Below are 21,094 nucleotides of genomic sequence, written 5' to 3'. Positions count from 1 at the left end.
TGAGGCAGGACCTCATCTCGGGGGAGATCCTGCCGGTCTGAAGGTCGGCCCGACCCTGCCGGCCGCCCCCGTGAGCCGCGTCGACCTCTCTTGTGTCCGCCTCACGGGGGTTTCTCCCTGTTCCGGGATCGATCTCGATTCCCTCCCCGTGCCGGGAATCGGCTTGGTCCCCGTGCTGTTCTACGGGTAGAGTGACGGATACGCGGGTGTTCGCACTCGCATGTCGGCCGCCCGGCCCTCGGGTCCAGGTGGTCTTGACAACTTCACAGGGGGTGATCGGTTTCGACTTCGGTAGTCGTTCCAGGGGAAGCGGGTCGAGGGTTGTGTCTGTGACCTCGTTAATCCTGCATTCACGTAAATTCAAGTGCCAATTCCAAGCGCACTGAGTTCGCTCTCGCTGCCTAAGCGATTGTGACTCTGTCGGCCTGAGCTCGTCATCGGCTCGGGGTCCGGCATCAGCCAGATGACTCACCGCTCGGATCAGGCCACGGGGCCCGAGTGGGACATTTTCGTGGCTGGGCCTGTCGACGATGTGTTCGTGCAAGCGTCGGGGCCGAGTAGAACGGCACCACGGACTGCACCCGGAGAAGCCCTGGCTCGGTGCTGAAGGACGCGGGTTCGATTCCCGCCACCTCCACGAGTGAGAGGCCGTCGTTCGAGGGACATCGTCCCCGAACGGCGGCCTTTCGCTGTTTCCGGACGTCCTCACGCCTCCTCGCGCTCCGCCCCTCCCAGGAGCGCCGTTCCCAGCGGGGAACGCACGTAGAGCACCTCACGGCCCGAACGGCGGGCCTCGACCAGCCCGGCGCCCCGGAGCGCGGTCAGAGCGGCCGAGACGGTGGCGGGGGAGAGACCGAGCCGCGCCGCCACGTTCCCGGTGGTCTCCGGTAGCGCCAGATGGGCCAGGAGCCGGGCCCGGGTGCGGCCCAGGACCGGGACCAGCGTCCGTGGGGGAGCTTCCCCGGCCGTCCACAGTTCCCCCACGCCCCGGACCGGATAGATCAACGTGGGCTGCCAGGGATCGTCGCTGATCATCACCAGGTCGGGCCACACGAAGGCGCTCGGCATGAGCAGCAGCCCACGGTCGCCCAGCCGTACCCGGTCGATGGCGGAGGGCTCCGCGATGTTCAGGGTGGTCCCGTCCCAGGCGAGCCGGCCGTCGAGATCGGTCATCAGGGCGGCCAGGCCCTTCTCGGCCAGGGTGTGCGCCCTGAGCGAGATGTCGGCGTCCAAGAGGGCGCGAACGCGAGGCCAGTGCGGCCGGATGAGGTGGTCCCAGCAGAGCGCCAGGAGGTCGGCGAGGAAGTCGCGCGTGCTCGCGGGGTCGTCCAGGAAGGGGTCGGTCACGCTCGTGGGAAGGGCCCGGCGCGGATCGAGCAGGCAGGAGCGGAGTTCGTCGTCGACCCGCTCCACGGGCGTGGCCCGGACCCGGGCGAGTTCGTCCTCGATCGAGGTGAGCGGTCCCTCCGGCGGTGGGGAGAGGAAGTCCGGCACGTAGCCGGGGCGGGGGAACAGCAGCAGCACCGTGGACAGGTCGACCCCGTCGGGGAGCCGGACGGAGCGGACCCAGGGCAGGTGGAAGTTCTGCCGGTGGGGCTCGAACAGGGTGTGCAGGGCCGCCAGGGTCTCCCAGAGGGGAGAGGTCGCGAAGCGGCATCGCAGCAGGTCCGTGCTTTCGAAGACCACTTGTCCGGGCATGGATTCGAACATACCCGAATCCATTGAGCGCTCTTCGGACTCGGCCCAGGCTGGGCCACATGTCCGAATCCTCCTTCCGCGGCGTGTCGAGGGTCCCCGAGTTCCGGGTTCTGTTCATCGCCGAGATCCTGTCGATCCTGTCCCTGGTGGCGGTCCAGATCACCCTGTCCGTCCTCATCTTCGACCGCACCGGTTCCCCGCTGTTGTCGTCCCTGGCCTTCGCGCTGGGTTTCCTGCCCCACCTGCTGGGGGCCTCCCTGCTGTCGTCGGCCGCCGACCGTTTCCCGGCCCGGACGGTGATGGTGGCGACGCAACTGGTCAGTGGCGCGGTGATGGCGTGCATGGCGATTCCGGGAACGCCGGTCCCGGTGATGCTGATGTTGCTGGTGGTCAGCGGAACGGTCGCCCCGGTGTACTCGGGGGCGCGTTCGACCGCCCTGGCCGACGTGCTCACCCCCGAAGGCTTCCCGTTGGGGCGTTCGTTGCTGCGGATCGCGGCCCAGACCGCGCAGATCGGTGGGTTCTCGTTCGGAGGCGCGTTGATGTTGGCGGCCTCGCCGCCGGTGGCGTTGTCGATCGCCGCGGCGTTGATGGTGTTCTCGGCCCTGGTGGTGGGCTTGGGGACGGTGAGGCGTCCGGGGCGCGAGGTGTCCGGGGGGTTGGTCGCCTCCTCCTTGAGCGGGACGTTCCGGGCCTTGAGGGCGCCGGGGCTGCGCGCGGTGCTCCTGTTGAGCTGGGTGCCCGCGGCCCTGTTCGTGTGGCCGGAGGCGCTGGCGGCGCCGTTGGCGTCGTCGATGGGCGGTGGTCCGATGCTGGTGGCCCTGCTGCTCACGGCGGGTCCGGTGGGGACGGTGGTGGGCGAGGTCGCGGCGGGGGCGTTGCTGGACGCGGAGGGGCGTCGACGCTGGATGCTGCCGTTGGCCTTCGTCGCCTTCCTGCCGATGACGCTGTTCGTGCTGGAGCCCGGGCCGGCCGTCGCGGTCGCGGTCCTGGCCCTGGGCGCTCTGGGCTGGGGTTACACGCTGGCGCTGGACGCCCTGTTGTTGGCGGAGGCCCCGGAGGAGACGCGGGGGCGGGTGTTCTCACTGGGATCGGCGGGGCTGATGATCAGTCAGGGTGCGGGGTTCGCTTTGGCCGGGGCGATGGCCGAGTTCCTGCCCGCGCATCTGGTGGTGGCTCTGGCCGGGGTGGGCGGAGCGGTCTCGGTGGCGGTGTTCGGGCGCCGGTTCGTAGGGAGAAGAGGGGTCCGCACGGCTATATAGGTTGTAATCCTAACTAGCTTGGTCTACGGTCTAGGTAGTTCAGATGACCTACCTGGGAGGCGTCGATGTCGCCCGAGTTCTCCATGCCCGCACTCGCCCTTCGAGGGGTCGGGCACGTCTTCGAGAACATCGCCCCCGAAGCCTGAAGGAGGACACATGGATCGTCGATCGAGTTGGTTGAAGGGGGTCCTCGACCTCCTGGTCCTGGCGGCGTTGACCGAGGGCGAGAGCTATGGCTACGCCCTGGCGGCCCGGCTGGACGAGTCCGGCCTCGGTCGGATCAAGGGCGGCACCCTCTACCCGGTCCTGAACCGGTTGGAGGAGGCGGGCCTGGTGGTCGCGGAGTTCCGCGCGGCGGAGAAGGGTCCGGGACGGCGCTACTACCGACTGACCGACCAGGGCCGTGAGGTCCTGATGGAGCAGGGCACCGCATGGATGGAATTCGACGGATCGGTACGCGAGGTATTGAGGAAGGGCGGGGTCTCGTGAGCTACCTCGACGAGTTGACGGCGCTGCTGCGCGAGCGCGGAGTGTCCGAGGAGCGGGTCCGGGCCACCGTGGACGACCTGTCCTCCTTCCTGATGGAGGGCGGGCTGGACCCGGAGGAGGAGTTCGGCCCGGTGACGGACTTCGCCGACGATCTGCTGGGGGAGACCGGTTCCGAGTCCGAGGCCGCCCCGGAGACCCTGGTCTGGGGCGCCGACGCCTTCGAGGCGCACGCCCGGATGAACGAGATGGGCGCCCAAGGGTGGGAGCTGGAGCGGCTCGACGGCATGGGCCGTTTCGTCGGCCACCGTGGGGAGACCCCGCAGGTGTGGGAGTACCGCCAGGTGATCGCGCCCGGTCGTCGTGAACGCGAGCGGGCGGCGGAACGGCTCGAACCGGAGGGCTGGGAGCTTTTCGGCTACTTCTTCACCTACGCCTACTTCAAGCGTCCCACCGCGGCCTCGGTCGGGCCTGCGGCCGAACTGGGCGAGCGGCCCGAACCCACCGCCCGGAGCTTCTTCTGGAGCGCCCGAGGGCTGGTGTCGGTCGGGGTCGCCCTGGTCGTCGTGCTGATCTCCCTGTTCTTCCTCGGGACGACCCTGTGGGAGGGTGACGGATCCGACCGTGTGGCCACGCTGCTGGGCGCCGTCGTCGGAGCGGCGATCGGGTTGGGCGTGGTCATGGCCGTGTTCCGGCTGGTGGCCAGGTTCCGCAACCGTTGACCGCGGGCCTCAGGTCCGTCTCAGGGCCAGGGCCAGCCGCTGTCGGGCCTCGACCAGTGAAGGCCCGTACCAGGTCAGATCGCGTCCGGACACCGGCGCCCAGGGCACGTCGAAGGCCTCGGGGCCGTCGTCCGGCGTGAACACGTAGGGCTCGTCGGGCAGGAGCACCAGGTCGGCGTCGGCCGCCTCGTCGGGGTCCGCCTCGGGATAGCGCCCCGGGAGGTCGGCGAACACGTTCACCGCTCCCAGCCGGGTCAGCACGTCGTGGGCGAAGGTGTCGGCGCCGACGAACATCCACGGGTCGCGCCAGATCGGTACGGCCACCCGGGGCCGCTCGGCCGGGGGCGGGGCGGCCCATACGGCGCGGGCCTCCGTCAGCCAGGCGGGCTCGGATCCCGGAGCGATGAGCGCCAGGAGACGGCCCATCGAGTCCAGGGCCCCGCCCACGGTGCGGATGTCGGTGACCCACACCGGGACGCCGGCCTCGCGCAGGAACCGCACGTGCCGTTCCCGGTTCTCCTCCCGATTGGCGACCACCAGGTCGGGGGCGAGCTCGACGATCCGACGCACGTGCGGGTTCTTGGTCCCGCGCAGCCGCTCCACGTCGAGCCCGGGCGGATGGGCGCACCATTCGGTCGCGCCGATCAGCGCCTCGGGTGCGGTGTGCGCGATGGCCTCCGTGAGCGAGGGCACCAGGCACACCACCCGTCGTGGCGGCGTCGGCACCGCCACCGGGTGGCCCAGGTCGTCGGCGGCTCTCACGCGGCGCTCGGATGCCGGGCCAGGTGTCCCGTGCGTCGACGGCGCAGGGACGGGCCCTCGATCTTCCGCTTCGGGTCGCCGTTCCACTTCGGGGACAGACCGTGGCGGCGCAGGGCCTCGACGACCTCTTCCCCGACGGCGGTGTCGCCCTCGGGGGAGCGATCGACGTAGGAGCCGAAGCCGAGGAAGGGGAACAGGCTCTCGGCGTCCTGCGCGTGGTAGAAGACGTACCCGCGGACCGGGGGACGACCGTCGCGTTCACGCGCCTCGCGTTCGGCCCCGGCCTCGCCGGCCAGCTCGGAGACGGCACAGGTGTTGCAGCAGGCGTAGTCCTCTCGGGCGAGGATCCCGTTCGCGTCCAGATCGCGGAAGGCCGCGCTCAGCCGCTCGGAGTCGAGGAGATCCTCCCCTTCGTCCTGCTCACGCAGGGCGGCGGCGAACTCCGCGTCCAGGACGGCGATCAGCCAGGCGCGCTGTTCCTCCGGGTCGTCGGTGGGCAGCGCCGTCGGGTCGGGGACGTACCTGTGCAGACCGTCCAGGACGAGGTCGCCGATGTGGCGGTCGACGATCGCGTCGAAGGAGAGGACGCCCAGGGCCACCTGGGCGCGCAGCGTGGTCAGCACGTCTTCGAGGACCTTCTCGGGGTCCGTGTCGGGGAAGGGGTTCCGCATGGTGGAGATCCTGCCTCGGCGCGACGACATTCGGAGGGCGACGCCTCGGATCAGCGGACCTCGGTGAGCGGGCCGAAGTGGGCCCGGGTGTCCTTGACCAGGGAGGCGAGCAGACTGTCGGCCAGGGGGCGGCCCAGCTGGAGGGCGCTGTCCAGCCGTCGCCACGGTGAGAACGCGAAGGACCACACGAGCTTGCTGCCGCCGTCGAAGGGCAGCACGTGGTAGTCCTCGGCGAAGGACTCGAACAGCGGCAGGGTGCTCTCGGTGGCGTAGAAGGACTTGTGGCGCGCCTTCTCGTCCCACCGGAAGAAGCGTTCGCGCATCCGGTAGGCGCCCAGGACGCTCGCCTCACGGGTGGTACCCACGCCGTAAGGGGGCTCCGAGGAGTAGTGGACGTCGCCGAGCGCGCGGCACCAGGACAGAGGCCGGGGCGAGGTGAGGCCCGCCCAGACCTCGTCGGGGTCGGCGGCCAGTTCCAGCCCGATCCGCCGCCGCATCGGAGCGGTGTCGAAGAAGGTCTCGTCGACGGGCGCGAGCTCGTAACGGAAGGCGTTCACGGGACATCCTGTTCGTCCGGGGACCTTCGAAGTTACCAAGTCCACGGGGACGCCCCGCACCCGCTCGACGGGGGCGCGCCCGTGGGCGCGGCCCCCGTCGTACACGGGCCCGGCTATTCCTTGGTCGCTCCCACGAGCCACGCGACCTTGTGGGCCGTGAGTGACACGCTTCCGCTGTTCCCCAGGTGGACCCCGAACGAGGCGAGGAACGCGTAGTCGTGTTCCCGACGTTCACAGATCACGTCCTCGACCGCGTGGGCGGACTCCGGATTGCTCACACGAAGGCACAATCCGGGCTCCTCCACCACCTCGGCACGGACCGCGTAGCGGGACAGTTCGCCTGCGAGCTTGCCGAGGTGCCCATGCTCCTCGGAGGGCACGGGAGTCGGCTGCTGGTCGTTCGCCTGTCTCGACTGGGCCATGGCGGATCCTTTCGTGACGAGCACGGTGCTTTCCTCGATGCCCTGCCTTCGATTGTCGCCCAGAGGAAAGTTACTAGTCCGTACCGTGCCCACGACACGCCGTTACCCCACCCACCTGCCCCGGTACATCACGTCAGCGACCGAAAGGTCGTGATTGAGAACGATGAGATCGGCGTGCGCTCCGGTCTCGACGACACCGATCCCGGGCAGTCCCAGAGCGGTGGCCGGCACCGAGGAGGCCGATCGGATCGCGTCCTCGGCAGGCACCCCCAGGGCCACCGCGTTGCGCACGGCCTGGGGGAGCACGATGGTGCTGGAGGCGATCGCCCCGGTCTCCACGACGTGGGCCTTGCCGTCGTGGACCCGCACCCGCAGCTCGCCCAGGGTGTACTCGCCGTCGCCCAACCCGGTCGCCGACATCGCGTCGGTGACCAGCGAGACCCGGTCGGCGCCGGCGGCGTCGAACACGAGTCGTGCCGCGCCCGGGTGGACGTGCACGTTGTCCAGGATCAGCTCGACCGTCACCCGCTCGTCGCCCAGCAGCGCGGCGATCGGCCCCGGCTCCCGGTGCTTGAGGGGGCTCATCGCGTTGTAGAGGTGGGTGGCGACCGTGGCCCCGGCCTCCACGGCGGCCAGGGTCTGTTCGTAGTCCGCCTCGGTGTGCCCGACGGCGGCCACCACGCCGGAGGAGGTCGCCGCGCGGATCAGGTCCAGGGCGCCGGGCAGCTCGGGGGCGACCGTGATCATGCGGACGTGGCCTCGACCGGCGGCCAGCCAGGCGTCGAACTCGGTGGTGTCGGGGTCGCGCAGCAGGTCGGGGTCGTGCGCCCCGCAGCGGGCGCGGGCGATGAAGGGGCCTTCCAGGTAGATCCCGGCCAGCTCGCCCTCATCGCAGAGTTCGGCGAGGGTCTCCACTTGGCGGAGGGTCGCCTCGGGCGAGGCGGCGACGAGCCCTCCCACCAGGGAGGTCACCCCGGCCGCGCGGTTGAACTCCACGATCTCCCGCACCCCCTCGGGGGAGGAGCCGGGGAAGGAGTGCCCCTTGCCGCCGTGGACGTGGGTGTCGACCAGGCCGGGGGCGACCAGGGCGCCGCCGACGTCGTGCCGCTCTCCCGCTCCGGGGTCTCCGGTGCCGAGTTCGGCCACACGGCCGTCGTCGATCCGGATCCACCCTTCGTGGACGCCGTCGGCGGTCACGACGCGTGCGCCGGTGAGGGTCAGGGATGTCTGGGCCATCGGTGGGGTTCTCCTCGGGTCCAAGGACCGCCGCTTCGGCGGCGGACATCGTGTGTCGAAAATTACATCCGTGTGACCGGGCGGTTCGGAAGGGGTCGTGCGCACCCCACCGAGGTCACGTCTTCCCAGGGGAACGTGGTGATTCCGCTCCCTGGGACGGTTGTCCGCGAGATGGACCGGGACGCGCGGAGCCCGTCGGCCCCGCGGGAGGGACGACGGCACGCATTGACGATAGCGGCCGGGGCGCCCCATGATGGAGGCATGTCCGCCGGTGAGCTGCTTGTCCAGCGCCTGCATGTCGATCTGCGACAGCAGGCGAGCGCGCTCTGTCGTAGCTAGCGCCTTCGCGGGGCCCAGAGCCCCGCGCCACGGGTATGCACCCGTGCCCCCTGTGCCCTGACAGACACCGGACGCTCAGCAGCCCCGTATCGGGACCGGACCCTCGGTCCGAATGAGCACCTTCGCACGAGTCGACGCGCGTCACCACGATGGACGCAAAGGTCCCGCGCCGCGCCTCGGAACGTGTGGAACACGGTTCTTCTCCGGTGTCGACGAATCCGACCACCGCCCCCCGCGTTCCCTCCGGTCGATCCCGGCTCGTTCAGACCGAACCCCAGGAGTTCTCCGCATGACCCGCTTCACCGTGCTCGTCGCCGATCCCCGTCCCCGTTCCTTCACCCGTTCCGCCGCCTTGACCGCGGCCGCCGAGGTCGCCGCCCGTGCGGGCATCACCTCCGAGCCCGACGTCATCGATCTGGCCGACCTCGGCCCCGACCTGCTCACCGAGTCCGCCGCCTCGGTCACGGAGGCCCTGGAGCGGGTCCACGCCGCCGACGTCCTGTTGATCGCCTCGCCCCAGGTCCACGGCACCTACACCGGTCTGCTCAAGGTCTTCCTGGACCGGTTGCCGGAGCTGGGTCTCGGCCACACCGTCGCGGTCCCGCTGGCCGTCGTCGACGACCTGCGCAACAGCCACGGCATCGAGGAGGACCTGCGCGTCCTCTTGGCCGACCTGGGCGCCTGGGTCGCCGAGCCCGGTCTGGTACTGGCCGCCGACGAGGTCGAGGCACCGGAGGGCGTCATCCGGGCCTGGGCCGACGTGGCCGCGCCCGGGCTGCACCAGGCCGTCTCCGTGGCCGCCTAGAAGCGCACGCGGGCCCGTTCGCTCCGGTCACTCGGTGCGGACGGGCTCTCCTCGTAGTCGGCTGGTGTCGGCCTCGGCCTGGGCCACGTTGCCTCGGACCAGCACCACCACGACCAGGGTCAGGGCGAACCCGCCCACGCGCAGGGCCAGGGTGAGCGGGTCCTCGGGCAGGCTCTCGCCGAACAGCAGGGTGCCGGCCACCACCGTGAAGACGTTGCCGACCACGTTGGCGACCGGAGCGGTGATGGAGGCCCGGGAGCGCTGCAACGAGGTCTGGAAGAGGACGATCCCCACACCCCAGCCCAGGAGGTACAGGTACGGGTAGGGCGACAGCAGGGCGGGGACGACGGCCGCCCAGAGCCCGTTGTCGGCGAGCAGCCCGCCCAGACCTTTGCCCTGGAGTCCGGCGCTGCCCTGGGCGAGACCGGCGGCGGCGCCCATGGCGGCGGCCGACACGTAGCGGCCGCCTCCGCCGACGAGGTACATCACCGTCACGCACGCCACGACGGTGGTCACGCTGACGGTCACCAGCAGGGGTGTGTTCGCGGTGGTCCCGGTGGTGGCGCCGTCCACGGTCGACAGACCGAGCAGTCCCAGCGCCACCGGCATCACCCCGAGAGCCACGTACTCGCCGCGCGTGATCCGTTCGCCGCGGACCAGGGTGACGATCAACAACGTCGTCGCGACACCGGCGGCGAAGGCGGGTTGGGCCACCGACACCGGGGCCAGACCGAGGGAGACGATCAGACCGACACTGCCCAGGGCCGCGAAGGCACAGCCGAGGATCCACCGCGGATTGCCCAGAAGTACCCTGACGAGGTGGAGGGGTCGGTTGATCGAGATCGACTCGGATCCGTGCAGCGCGCGCTGTTCCACGGTCAGGCCGATCGTGTAGACCACCGCCGAGAACAGCGCGACCAGGAGTCCGACCACGAGGAGGAGGCCTTTCGGCTGGGTATTTCCGTGGCCCGATCGGGCCCGAAGGTTGACGGCCTCCATATAACCAGTTCTAGTCTTGTCTGGCGAGTGTCCTCCCCCCGGTGCTCCTAGCAGGGGGAATGGTGCTCGGCCACCTGAGAAGAACTTGTGGCCATCGCGGGCGGTGGCGGCGAGAGATGGGGTACGGTGCGGGATCCGGAGGCGGACGCCACTCCCGAGGACGAGGTCGTCGCCGACGAGGTGACGGGCTCCGAGTCCTCTCCCAGGCGTCCTCGGCCACTCGACCTCGACGCGCTGCGCGACCGGCTCAGGGAACTGAACTCTCGCGTACACCCGCGCCTGCGACGCCTGTGGACCCCCGGCGACTCCCGCTTCGAGCCCGGACCCCTCGGCCTGCTCGGCATGATGCTCGCCGCCATGGCGATCACCCTCCTGGTGATCCGGTCCGGTGCCGGGGCGGTCGGCGGCGATGGTCTCGGACCGGAGGAACCGGTCGCCGTCCCGGGTCCGCCCGATGGGGAACTGCGGATCATGCTGGTGGGCGACTCGGCCACGCAGGGCAGCGCCGGCGATCGGACCTGGCGCTATCACCTCTGGTCCCACCTGCGGGAACAAGGGGTCGACTTCGACTTCGTCGGTCCCAGGGACGACGTGTACTCCCTGGACGACGAAGAGTTCGGCGACCAGGGGTACGCGATCCCCGACTTCGACACCGACCACGCCGCCCGGTGGGGCGCGACCGCGCGGGAGCTGTCGGAGGGGATCGCCATGACCGCCGCCGAACACGACCCCCAGTACCTGTTGGTGCTGGCCGGGACCGAGGACATCCTGGAGGGCGGCGGGGCCGACCACGCCCTGGAGGGCATCGCCGAGATCGTCTCCACGGTCCGCGTCGTGGTCGACGAGGCCCGCTTCGTGGTGGGCGAACTGCCCAAGGTGGACGGCACCGACGAGGACGACCGGGTCAACGCCGAGATCGACCGGTTCAACGCCGGCCTGGTCGACCTGTCCGAACAGCTCTCCTCGAGCGGATCGCCGATGATCGTCGCCCGGACCGCGGAGGACTACGCGCCCGCCTACGACAACTGGGACGCCACCCACCCCAACGCCCGAGGCGAGCTGAAGATCGCGGCGGCCTTCGCCGACGCCCTGGCCGGCCCGCTGAGCGTGGGGGAGGAGGGCTTCCCGCGACCGTTGCCCGACCTCCCGTTGGGGCCGTTGACCGCCCCCGAGCCCGAGTCGGAGGAGACCGATGACGGCCTGCTCCTGAGCTGGGAGGCGGTTCCCGGCGCCACCGACTATCGGGTGGTGCAACGTCGGCTCGAACCGGAACCCGACGACCCCTTCGTCCTGCCCATCGAGGTGGAGCGGGACGACGACGAACGGTCGATCCTCGTCGATTCCCTGTTCAGCGGCGCCCGTTACGAGTTCACGGTCCGTACCTACCGAGGACGGGACGAGGGCGCGGCCTCCGAGCCTCTCCGACTGACGTGGGACGACGATCCGCCTCCGGGGCCGACGGGGCTCCGTGTCGAGGAGAGCGGGACCGTGGCGGTCTGGGACGAGGTGGACGAGGCCGGTCACTACGAGGTGTGGGTCCGTCGGTTGGAGTGCGTCCCGCTGGACCGTTTCCGCCGTCCCGTCGGGTGGCCCCGAACGCTCGACGACGAACGGCCCGAGGGGGAGGTGCCGCAGGAGCCCGTGCCGTCGCCCTCCGCTACTCCGGAACCGCCTCGCCCGGATCCGCCTCCGCCCGTGATCGAGCCGCCCCCCACCCCTCCGGCCCCGCCCGTGCGGCCCGATCCGGATCCCGGCCGTTCCTGCTTCCCCCGGGACGACCGGGGACCCGAGGACGGAGAGGGTTGGCGTTCCCTCGGTTCCCAGGGGGACACGACCCGGTGGCCGGTCTCGGTGCCGGGCCCGGTGGAGATCGTGGTGCGTTCCCACCGTGATCATGTGGAGGGCGGCTTCTCCGACGTCCTCGTCCTCGCGGAGCGCTGATGGGGTTCCTCTTCCGTGCTCTGCCCTGGTTCCTGGGCGCCCTGGCGGCGGTGGCGGCGTTGGGGCCCGCCCTGGGCCCCGGCTACGTGCTGCGTTACGACATGGTCTTCGTGCCCGACCTCTCGCTCACCACCGTGCTGGCGGGCGCGGACGGTTTCCCCCGGGCGATGCCCAGCGACGCGGTGGTCGCCGCTCTGTCCCTGGTCCTGCCGGGCGACGTGGTGCAGTCCCTGGCCCTGGCGGCGGTGTTCGTCCTGGGCTTCGTGGGGGCCTTCCGGATCCTGTCCGGGGCGGTGCGCGCGGCGGGAGGGCCGGACGTGGTCGGGGCGGCGGCGGGTGCCGCCGCCGGTCTGTCCTACGTGTGGAACCCGTTCGTGGCCGAACGGCTGCTGTTGGGGCAGTGGGCGGTCCTCCTGGGATACGCGGGGCTGCCCTGGGTGCTGGCGGCGGTCGTCCGGGCGTCGACGGAGCCGGCCTCACGGGGTCTGGCAGGGATGATCCGCGCGCTGATCCCCGCCGCGGTGGGCGGCTTCTCGTCGGTGGCGCTCAGCGCGTTGACCGCGGGTCCGCAGGCGCTGCTCGGTCCTCGCCGGTGGCGGACCGCGGGGCTGCTGGTCGCGGCGTTGGTCCTGGTGTCCCTGCCCTGGCTGGTGCCCTCGTTGACCAGTGGGGCGACGACGGATCCGGCGGGGGTGGAGGCCTTCGCGGCCCGGGCGGACACACCCTTCGGCGTGCTCGGTTCGTTGCTGCTGTCGGGCGGTGTGTGGAACGCGGGCGCCGTGCCGCCCGGGTACGGGGAGCCGGTGGCCGCGGCGGCCCGGGCGCTGCTGGTGGCGGTGTCCCTGGCCGGCTGGGTGTGGTGGGCGCGTCGCCACCGTCCGGCGATGGCCGCGGGGCTGTCGGTGGCCGCGGTGGCGGGGACGACGATCGCCCTGGCCGGGGCGACCGGCCCGGGGCACGAGGTGCTGACCGCCCTGATCGGCTGGTGGCCGGGGTTCGGTCTTCTGCGCGACGGACAACTGTACGTGGCCCCGCTCGCCCTGCTTCAGGCGCTCGGGTCGGGCGCCGTCCTGGTGTGGCTGCTGCGCGGGTTCTCGGAGGACGCGCGACGGGGGAGCGGGCCGTCCCGGAACGTCTCCGAGGTCGGGCTCGTGCGCACGATGGTCGCCGTGTTCGTGGCCTTGGGGCCGGTGGTGGTCCTGCCCGGGCTGGCGTGGGGTGCCGGCGGCGGGTTGGTCCCGGTCGACTATCCCCGGGAGTGGACGAGGGCACAGGAGGCGGTGGCCGCCGATCCGGGTTCCGGGGCCGTGCTGGTCCTGCCCTGGAGCGCCTACCGGGGGGTGGAGTGGTCGGGAAGGCCGGTGGTGGTGCTCGATCCGGCCACCCGGCTCTTCGACCGGCGCACCGTCTGGAACGACGATCTGCGGGTCGGTACCCCCGACGGCGGGACCGTGGTGGTGGCCGGGGAGGACGCCCGCGCCCGGGAGGCGGCCCGCCTGCTCGAACCCGATCCGCGTACGGGGATGCCCACGGCCGATCCGGGGGAGTGGGCGGAGATCCTGTCCTCGCTCGGGGTGAGCCATGTGGCGGTCTCGGCCCCTGTCGATAACCGGTTCTCATCTGATTACCCAGGCTTGGAGATGGTGGTCCAGGGGGACGATATGACCCTTCTGGAAGTACGAGACCAGCACATGAACGTGGATAAAGAGGGCATCTCGGGGTTGGAAGTTACCGGGGGGTTAGTTACAGTTGGGGCAATCATCTGGTCTATGGCTAGATCAGGTTCTAGTCTCGGTTTCCAGCGTCCCCAACCCAGAACGGACCGGGGCGCGCGGAAGGAGATCCCCAAGTGATCAAGGTAATCGCCGCCTGCGTGATCGGTGCGGCTCTGGCGGGAGGTACCACCGTGATGGTCACCAACCTCGCCACCGAGTCGACCGCCACCGCGGAACCGGTGAACGAAACCCTCTACAACTACGGCGATCGCTAGGAAGCCCTCTCCGGCCGTGACCGTCGGTACCGGTTCGACCGGTCCCTGACGGGCGCGGAACCCACCGGAAAGGGCGACCTGGACGTCGGGTTCCCGAGGTCCGGCGGGCGCCCCGCCGCCGGTGGGGCGCCCCACGCGTCCGGACCTCGTCCACCGGCCCGACGGAGGGAACCCGAACCCGCCGACACCCCTCGCGTTCGTTCCCCGGGACGACCGCCCACCCCACTGACGTCCGGCCCCCGGGCCCGTTCGGCGTGCGCTCGACCCCTCCCCGAAGCGCTCGCTCACCGAGATCGACCGCACGCGGAGCGTGGCGATCCCCTCCCGGGAACCGGACACCGCGCGGAAGGAGAGCGTGTGGTCTTCCAGAAGGTCCCCCACCGGGCGGAGCCCGGACACGCCACGGCCCCCACGGCCCCGGCCGCCATCCCCGCCCCCGCCCCGGCGGAGGCCGACGAGACGGCGATCCCCGGAAAGACCGGAGAACAGGAGCCGCCCGTCGACCTCGGACCGCGTCTCGACGGTGTCCGCATCGTCATGATCAACTGGCGCGACCCCTGGCAGTCGACCGCGGGCGGGGCCGAGGAGTACGCCTGGCGGATCAGCCGGCACCTCGCCGAACGCGGGGCCATCGTCACCTTCCTCACCGCACGCGAACCCCACCAGGCCAGGGTCGAGACCAAGGACGGCATCGTCATCCGTCGCATGGGCGGAAAGTTCACCGTCTACCCGCGGGTCATGGCCTGGCTCGCCCTGTGGAGACGCGAGTACCACCTGGCCTTCGACTGCATGAACGGCATCCCCTTCCTCTCCCGTCTGGTCCTGCGCCGGGAGACCCGGGTCGTCAGCATCGTGCACCACGTCCACGACCTCCAGTTCGACGCCTACTTCTCGCCGCCGCTGGCCTGGTTCGGCCGGTTCATGGAGTCGACCGTGGCCTCCCGGGTCTACCGGAACTGCACCACCGTCACCGTCTCGGAGTCCTCCCGCGCCGCCATGCGCGACAAGCTCGGTTGGCGCGCCCCCATCGAGATCGTCCACAACGGCGGCCCCGCCCTGGAACCCCTGCCGCCCGGGCCCGCGCCGGACGCCGCCCCCACCGTCGTCAGCCTGGGACGGCTGGTGGTGCAGAAGCGCGTCTCCCGCGTGGTCGACCTGGCCCGCTCCCTCTCCGAGACCCATCCGGGCCTGCGCGTGCACATCATCGGACGCGGCCCCGAAGGCGCCCACCTCGCCGAACAGGTCGAGCGGGACGGACTCCACGACCGCGTCGACCTCCACGGCTTCCTCTCCGAGGAGGACAAGAACGCCGTCCTGTCCTCCTGCCACCTCCACGTCACCGCCTCCGAGTTCGAGGGATGGGGGCTGACGGTCATCGAGGCCGCGCGGCTCGGCGTGCCCACCGTGGCCTACGATGTGGACGGACTGCGCGATTCGGTCCGTGACGGTGAGACCGGCTGGCTCGTCCGCGAAGGCGAGACCCTCGCCGAGACCGTCTCCAGGGCGCTGCGGGAACTGTCCGATCCCCGACGGGCCGAGGAGGTCCGTCGCGCCTGCCGCGCCTGGGCGTCCCGGTTCACCTGGGAGGCCGGCGGCGCTCGGATGACCCGCCTCGTCGCCACGGAACTCGGCATCGACCCCACCATGGACACCTCCGACCCGGCAGCAGGCAAGAAAGCGAAGATGTGACTTCGGCGGAATCCACCGCCAGGCGCGAACCGGAGGATTCCAGAACACCGTCCGCCCCCGGCGGACCGGACGAGGGGCTGCGGTCGCGGCTCAAGGTCCTCGCGGTGTGTCTGCTTCTGGGAGTGCTGGCGGCCAGCATCGACCCCGGCCGGATCGTCGGCGACACCAAGCTCGACCTGACGATCAACCCGCTGGGGTTCATGGAGCGCGCGTTCCACCTGTGGGACGCCTCCTACTTCGGGCAGCTCCAGAACCAGGCCTACGGGTACTTCTTCCCGAACGGCCCCTTCCACCTGCTGTTCGAGACCCTGGGCATGCCCGAGTGGCTCGTCCAGCGGCTGTGGATGGCGGTCCTGCTCATCGCGGCCTTCCTCGGCGTCTACAAGGTCGCCGAGGCGCTGGGCCTGGGGACCGTCAACACCCGCATCGTGGCCGGGGTCGCCTACGCCCTGGCCCCGCGCGTCCTCACCCTGCTGTCCTACAACTCGGCCGAGCTCCAGCCCATGCTGCTCATGCCGTGGATCCTGTTGCCGTTGATCCTGGGCGCCCGGCACGGATACCCGCCGGCGCGCATGGCCCTGCTGTCGGGCCTGGCCTTCCTCATGTGCGGCGGCACCAACGCCGCCTCGGAACTGGCCGTGCTGGTCGTCCCCGGCCTGTACCTGATCACCCGGGCCCGGGGCCCGCGCAAACGACGGCTCATCGCCTGGTGGTCGGTGGCCCTGGTCCTGGCCTCGTTCTGGTACATCGCGCCGCTGTTCATCATGGCGCGGTACGTGTACTCGTTCATGCCCTACACCGAGGACGCGGCCGTCACCACCGGCATCACCTCGCTGTTCAACGCCCTGCGAGGCACCTCCAACTGGATGGGCTTCCTGCCCGACATGGGCAACACCGCCCTGCCCGCGGGCGCGGAGCTCTCGCTGACCCCGTGGCTGGTGGCGGTCACCGCGCTGGTCGCCGGGCTCGGCCTGGCCGGGCTGATCAACCGGCGCACCCCCGAACGCCTCTTCCTCATCACCAGCGTCCTCGTGGGCACCGCCATCGTGGTCGCGGGCTACACCGGAGCGCTCACCGGGCCCTTCGCGCCCTGGATGCGGGAGCTGTTCGACGGGGCGCTCTCCCCCTTCCGCAACGTGCACAAGTTCGACGCGCTCATCCGGCTGCCCATCGTCCTGGGCCTGGCGCACCTGCCCGTCGTGGTGGCCCGCGACCTGGCCGACCGCCGGGGCGAGGCCGTCTCCGGTCGGGTACGCCGCGTGGTCGCCGGTGCCGGGGCCGCGGTCTTCCTGATCACGCTCACCCCCCTCGCCACGGTCGGCGTCGCACCCAGGGGAGGCTTCGAGGAGATCCCCGAGTACTGGTACGAGGCGGTCGACTGGCTGGAGGAGAACGCCGGGGACCCGGGTATGACCATGGCCCTGCCGGGTTCGGCCCGGGGCGAGTACGAATGGGGTCGCCCCCTCGACGAGCCCCTCCAGCCCCTCTATTCCGGGGCCTGGACCAACCACCAGATCATCCCCTGGGGCTCCTCCGGGATCTCCCGCATCAACCACGAGATCGACCAACGGGTCTCCTCCGGGCGCGGATCCGAGGGGTTGGCCGCCACCCTGGCCCGCCTGGGCGTCACCCACCTCGTCGTCCGCAACGACCTCCAGCGTGTGGGCAACAACGGCGGCTGGCCCTCCCGGGTCCACCAGACCCTGCGGAACTCGCCCGGCATCTCCGAGGCGGCCGAGTTCGGGCCGGTCGTGGGTTCCCTCGACCACCGTTCCGCCTCCCAATGGTTCGACCAGGCCTACCCGTCCCTGACCGTCTACGAGGTGGAGGACGCCGCTCCCACGGTCGGCACCGTGCCCGCCGACGAGACGCTCCGGGTCACCGGAGGCCCCGAGTCCGTCCTGCACCTGGCCGAACAGGGGCTGGTCGACGACGACCGCCCCATCCTGCTGGGAGACGACCCCGGAGCCGACGCCGTCGCGGCCGAGGACACGATCGTCACCGACACAGCGCGCCGACGCGAGGTGGTCTACTCCGACGTGCGCCGCAACGTCTCGGGCACCATGACCGAGGAGCAGGAGTACGAACGCGACGTCCCCGCCCCGGACGTCCTCGACCCGGCCTGGGAGGAGTACGTCGCCCACGCGCGCGACATCGGTATCGCCGGCGTCACCGCCTCCACATCGGAGGCGGGGGTCGAGGTCCGGCCGGGCGACCGGGACCCGGGCCACGCGCCCTACGCCGCGCTCGACGACGACCCGGGCACGGCCTGGCGCTCCAGCGCCTTCGAGGGCGCCCTCGGCCAGTGGATCGAGGTCGAGTTCACCGAACCCCGCGACCTCGACGGGCTGAACGTGGCCTTCGAACAGCTTCCGGGAGAGCCGCCGCCCTCGCGCGTCACCCTCATCACCGACGAGGGCAGGACCGAGGCGGCCGTCGCCGAGACCGACGAGCCGCAACGGCTCAACGCCCCGCCCGGAATGACGTCCAGCCTGCGCATCAGGGTCGACGAACTCGCCTGGGAACCGGAGTACCGGTTCGGTACCCGGGTGGGGATCTCCACCATCGAGATCCCGGGACTGGAGGCCGCCCGCACCCTCGACGTCCCCGGCCCCGCCGACGCCGGAACGCTGCTCTTCACCGGTTCCACCGGCACGGCCCCCGGCTGCATGGAGGGCTCGAACGTGTGGGTGTGCAACCAGGACCTGGAGGTCGGCGGTGAGGACTCCGGCCGCCTGGACCGCACCTTCGAACTGTCCGCCGAGTCCGCCGCCGTCCCGCACCGGATCTCCGGACAGGTGGTCCTGACCGACCCGCGCGAGGCGGAGAACGCTGCAAACCGGGCGAGTGGACCCCCCTACGTGACCGGATCCTCCACCGCGGTCCGACACCCCGCCGCCATGGGGCGCGGGGCGCTCGACGACGACCCCGCCACGGTCTGGTATCCGGACCCGGAGGAGAAGAACCCCTGGCTGGACATCGAGCTGGGCGAGGCCACCACCCTGGACCGTCTGGACGTGGAGTTCCCCCGGGCGGACAGCGTGATGCGTCCGATCAAGGTCACCATCGAGGGCGACGACACCGTCCGCGAGGGTTGGCTGGACGGGAGCGAGCGCGTCGAATTCGCCCCGCTCACCACCTCCTCCCTGCGTCTGACCTTCGAACGCCCCGAGGGGCAGGCCCTGGAGATCGGCACCATCGAACTGCCCGGGGTGGAACCGGTCGACCCGGCGCCGAAGGCCGACGTCTCCACCGCCTGCGGGCTGGGCCCGACCCTGCGGGTCAACGACCAGAGGGTGGAGACCCGGATCAGCGAGGGCACCCTCGCCGACCAGCTCAACGGGCGTCCGCTGAGCTATGAGGCCTGCACCGAACTCGACCTCTCCGAAGGGGAGAACCGCGTGGTCGTGGACCCGGGCAACCGGTACCAGGTCCGCTCGGCCCTGGTGGAGACCGTCGGGGACTCCGTGGCCGAACGCCCCGAGGTCCGGATGGCCGAGGTCGACACCCTGCGTTCGTGGGGCCCGGGAGAGCGCCGCTTCGACGTGGACGTCGACGAGGACAGCCTGCTCGTGGTCAACGAGAACTTCAACGAGGGCTGGGAGGCCCGGGTCGACGGAATCGACGGCCCCTTGGAACCGGTCCGTCTGGAGGGGTGGAAACAGGCCTGGGAGCTGCCCGGGGGCACAGCGGGCACCGTCACCCTCACCTACACCCCGGACACCCTCTACCAGCGCGTCCTCGCCGTGGGCGGCGGGCTCGCCGCCCTGCTGGTGATCCTGGTCGCCTGGCCGCGCCGCCTGCTGCCCGGCGGTCGGCGCACGGCGGAGGAGCCGTCGCGCGGTGCCCGGAGCCTGCCGACCGCCGGCACCGGCCGGCTGCCGCGTCGGGTGGTCCTGCCCCTGGGCCTGGCCTACGGGGTGTGGGTGGCCGGCTGGGCCGGAGCCGCCCTGGTCGGCACCATCCTGGCGGCGATCTGGTGGTTGTCGCGCCGTGCTCCGGGGCGACTGCGCCACGCCAAACCGGGCCGTCCCTCCCTGGGCGGACGGATGCTGCCGCACCTGGCCGGCCCCTGGGTCGTGACGGTGTCGTTGACCCTGGCCGGGCTGGCCACGGCCGCGGGTACCCACCTGGCCCTGAACATGCCCTTCCACGACGTCACCGAGACGCTCGGCACGGCTCTGCGCGGTTGGGTGCCCCAGGTGCTCTGTCTGCCCGCGATGGCCCGGCTGGTCCTGGCGTTGGGGCAGCCCGGCATCGAACAGGAGACGGGATCCGGATCCGAGGTGGACGAGACGACGGTCGAGGGACCGTCGCGCCTTCCCGACGTCGACGAGGACGGTGGACCCGGTGACGGGCCGCCCTCGGACGAGGGCGGCCGTGACGGGATCGGGCCCGACCACGACGGTGGGGAACCGGGGCCCGAGGGCGCGCACGAGGTCGAGGAGGTTCGCGGGTGAGCACGTTCTCCCAGATGGGGCGGGCGCCCGGAGGACTCTCCGCGTCACCGCCCAAGGGGACACTCCTGGTGGCCGCCGGGGCGTTCCTGATGACCCTGGCGCTCCTCCTGCCGCTGTACGTGCACGACCGGGTCGCGCTGATCCCCGGCGAGTTCTCACAGACCCTGAGGATGACCGCCTCGGACGCCGCCTACCTGGACACCGCCACATGGCAGAACCACGAGAACGTCGAGGTGGAACGGGCCACCCGGGTGGACGCCTCGCTCCACGGGGCGGACTGGTCCGCCTGGGAGATGACGGTCGACACCTCGGTCTCCGACCGGATCATCGACCACTGGAGCCGGCGCGTCATCGTGGACCGGGAGACCGGACGCGCGGTCAACTGCTGCGGTGAACACGTCGACGGCGACCGCGCGGTCCGTCAGGCCGGTCTGGTCCTGAACTGGCCCGCCGGGGCCCCCGAGGACGGCCACTCCTTCTACGACGCCGAGATGCGCTCGGCCCCCTCCGTCGGGTTCGACGAGGAGGACGAGGTCGGAGGGCTGGCGGTCCGCCGCTACACGCAGACGGTGCCGCCCACCCAGGTCCCCGAATCGGCACGGGAGGTGCCCGCGTTCCTGTTCGACGGCGGGGCCCGGGGCACGGTCGAGGCCACCCGTTGGCTGGAGCTGGAACGGACCTTCTGGGTGGAACCGACCACCGGGGCGGTCGTGAACATGACCGAGGAGCGCTCCGAGACCCTGCGTCCCCTGAACGGTTCCGGAAAGGTCTCCCTGCTGGAGGCCGAGCTCTCCCTGGCCGAGGGGCAGGTCGCCTCCCTGGTCGAAGGGGCCCGGGTCCGGTCCCTGCTGCTCAGGGCGGTGGACCTGTGGGTTCCCTGGGCCGCCGGTCCGCTCGGCGCCCTCGCGATCCTGCTCGGCCTGGTCCAGGCCTGGCGGGCCCGGGGCGAGGACGACCCCGGAACGGGACGGGACGAGGAGGAGGCGACCGTACCGACCCCGGTCGAGGCCGGCTGAACCCGCGCGGAGCGGGAGGCGGGTACCGTCTCGGGGCCG

At 71.3% G+C, this 21,094-nt stretch carries 17 protein-coding genes and 1 other RNA gene; 11 read left to right on the top strand and 7 right to left on the bottom strand.

The genetic code is table 11. The features are described from left to right. Nucleotides 1-268 precede the first annotated feature (268 nt). Nucleotides 269-640, top strand: a transfer-messenger RNA (tmRNA) gene (gene ssrA / locus TR33_RS26000). Between the two features lie 65 nt (nt 641-705). On the opposite strand, the gene TR33_RS11205 is transcribed toward ssrA, so the two are convergent. Continuing rightward, the gene (locus tag TR33_RS11205; protein ID WP_234305824.1) at nt 706-1,698 is read right to left on the bottom strand and encodes an ArsR/SmtB family transcription factor; all 993 of its coding nucleotides are present in this window, start codon (nt 1,696-1,698) and stop codon (nt 706-708) included. A 59-nt stretch (nt 1,699-1,757) separates the two neighbouring features. On the opposite strand from TR33_RS11205, the gene TR33_RS11200 reads away from it, so the two are divergent. The 3 genes from TR33_RS11200 to TR33_RS11190 all read left to right on the top strand — a co-directional run bounded on the left by TR33_RS11200 (nt 1,758) and on the right by TR33_RS11190 (nt 4,168). Beyond that, nucleotides 1,758-2,960 (top strand): MFS transporter, encoded by a 1,203-nt coding sequence (locus TR33_RS11200; protein ID WP_042283035.1) that lies wholly within the window; start codon nt 1,758-1,760, stop codon nt 2,958-2,960. Between the two features lie 156 nt (nt 2,961-3,116). Then, on the top strand, nt 3,117-3,449 hold the full coding sequence (locus tag TR33_RS11195) for a PadR family transcriptional regulator (RefSeq protein ID WP_017533537.1): 333 nt from the start codon (nt 3,117-3,119) through the stop codon (nt 3,447-3,449). Further along, nucleotides 3,446-4,168: a DUF2812 domain-containing protein gene (locus TR33_RS11190; protein WP_042283034.1), complete on the top strand. Its 723-nt coding sequence runs from the start codon at nt 3,446-3,448 to the stop codon at nt 4,166-4,168. Before TR33_RS11195 ends, TR33_RS11190 begins: the two co-directional genes overlap by 4 nt. A 9-nt stretch (nt 4,169-4,177) precedes the next feature. On the opposite strand, the gene TR33_RS11185 is transcribed toward TR33_RS11190, so the two are convergent. The 5 genes from TR33_RS11185 to nagA form a co-directional block, all read right to left on the bottom strand. Continuing rightward, the gene (locus TR33_RS11185) at nt 4,178-4,930 is read right to left on the bottom strand and encodes a helical backbone metal receptor (RefSeq protein WP_017533539.1); all 753 of its coding nucleotides are present in this window, start codon (nt 4,928-4,930) and stop codon (nt 4,178-4,180) included. Next, on the bottom strand, nt 4,927-5,601 hold the full coding sequence (locus tag TR33_RS11180; RefSeq protein ID WP_026124818.1) for a DUF6891 domain-containing protein: 675 nt from the start codon (nt 5,599-5,601) through the stop codon (nt 4,927-4,929). Before TR33_RS11180 ends, TR33_RS11185 begins: the two co-directional genes overlap by 4 nt. A gap of 50 nt (nt 5,602-5,651) precedes the next feature. Beyond that, on the bottom strand, nt 5,652-6,158 hold the full coding sequence (locus TR33_RS11175) for an SRPBCC family protein (RefSeq protein WP_042283032.1): 507 nt from the start codon (nt 6,156-6,158) through the stop codon (nt 5,652-5,654). 113 nt (nt 6,159-6,271) lie between these two features. Further along, nucleotides 6,272-6,580 carry a hypothetical protein gene (locus tag TR33_RS11170; protein WP_014908392.1) on the bottom strand — a complete coding sequence of 103 codons (309 nt, stop codon included), beginning with the start codon at nt 6,578-6,580 and terminating at the stop codon, nt 6,272-6,274. 102 nt (nt 6,581-6,682) lie between these two features. Next, nucleotides 6,683-7,816 (bottom strand): N-acetylglucosamine-6-phosphate deacetylase, encoded by a 1,134-nt coding sequence (gene nagA / locus TR33_RS11165; protein WP_017533543.1) that lies wholly within the window; start codon nt 7,814-7,816, stop codon nt 6,683-6,685. A gap of 628 nt (nt 7,817-8,444) precedes the next feature. Here nagA and TR33_RS11160 point away from each other — a divergent pair. Continuing rightward, nucleotides 8,445-8,960 carry an NADPH-dependent FMN reductase gene (locus tag TR33_RS11160; protein ID WP_014909830.1) on the top strand — a complete coding sequence of 172 codons (516 nt, stop codon included), beginning with the start codon at nt 8,445-8,447 and terminating at the stop codon, nt 8,958-8,960. A 27-nt stretch (nt 8,961-8,987) separates the two neighbouring features. Here the strand turns inward: TR33_RS11160 and TR33_RS11155 are convergent, their stop codons facing one another. Continuing rightward, on the bottom strand, nt 8,988-9,893 hold the full coding sequence (locus TR33_RS11155) for a hypothetical protein (protein WP_042283231.1): 906 nt from the start codon (nt 9,891-9,893) through the stop codon (nt 8,988-8,990). A gap of 153 nt (nt 9,894-10,046) precedes the next feature. Here TR33_RS11155 and TR33_RS11150 point away from each other — a divergent pair, with 153 nt between their 5' ends. The 6 genes from TR33_RS11150 to TR33_RS11130 all read left to right on the top strand — a co-directional run bounded on the left by TR33_RS11150 (nt 10,047) and on the right by TR33_RS11130 (nt 21,055). Further along, nucleotides 10,047-11,900 carry a GDSL-type esterase/lipase family protein gene (locus tag TR33_RS11150; protein ID WP_042283030.1) on the top strand — a complete coding sequence of 618 codons (1,854 nt, stop codon included), beginning with the start codon at nt 10,047-10,049 and terminating at the stop codon, nt 11,898-11,900. Next, nucleotides 11,900-13,753, top strand: coding sequence for an MmpA family trehalose lipid delivery protein (locus tag TR33_RS11145; RefSeq protein ID WP_042283027.1), 1,854 nt, complete (start codon nt 11,900-11,902; stop codon nt 13,751-13,753). Before TR33_RS11150 ends, TR33_RS11145 begins: the two co-directional genes overlap by 1 nt. Further along, nucleotides 13,750-13,890, top strand: coding sequence for a hypothetical protein (locus TR33_RS26870; RefSeq protein ID WP_014910046.1), 141 nt, complete (start codon nt 13,750-13,752; stop codon nt 13,888-13,890). Before TR33_RS11145 ends, TR33_RS26870 begins: the two co-directional genes overlap by 4 nt. A gap of 357 nt (nt 13,891-14,247) precedes the next feature. Then, nucleotides 14,248-15,579, top strand: coding sequence for a glycosyltransferase family 4 protein (locus tag TR33_RS11140; protein WP_042283024.1), 1,332 nt, complete (start codon nt 14,248-14,250; stop codon nt 15,577-15,579). Then, nucleotides 15,576-20,039 (top strand): alpha-(1->3)-arabinofuranosyltransferase, encoded by a 4,464-nt coding sequence (locus TR33_RS11135; RefSeq protein WP_042283022.1) that lies wholly within the window; start codon nt 15,576-15,578, stop codon nt 20,037-20,039. The genes TR33_RS11140 and TR33_RS11135 overlap by 4 nt, the downstream gene beginning before the upstream one ends. After that, entirely contained in the window at nt 20,036-21,055 is a 1,020-nt protein-coding gene (locus tag TR33_RS11130) for a cell envelope lipid trafficking protein PgfA (RefSeq protein ID WP_042283021.1), read from the top strand. Before TR33_RS11135 ends, TR33_RS11130 begins: the two co-directional genes overlap by 4 nt. Nucleotides 21,056-21,094: the final 39 nt, after the last annotated feature.

Source organism: Nocardiopsis alba (genome assembly GCF_000710955.1).
Lineage (GTDB): Bacteria > Actinomycetota > Actinomycetes > Streptosporangiales > Streptosporangiaceae > Nocardiopsis > Nocardiopsis alba.
Note: the sequence above shows the minus strand (reverse complement) of the source record. Positions and strands in the feature narration are given on the sequence as shown.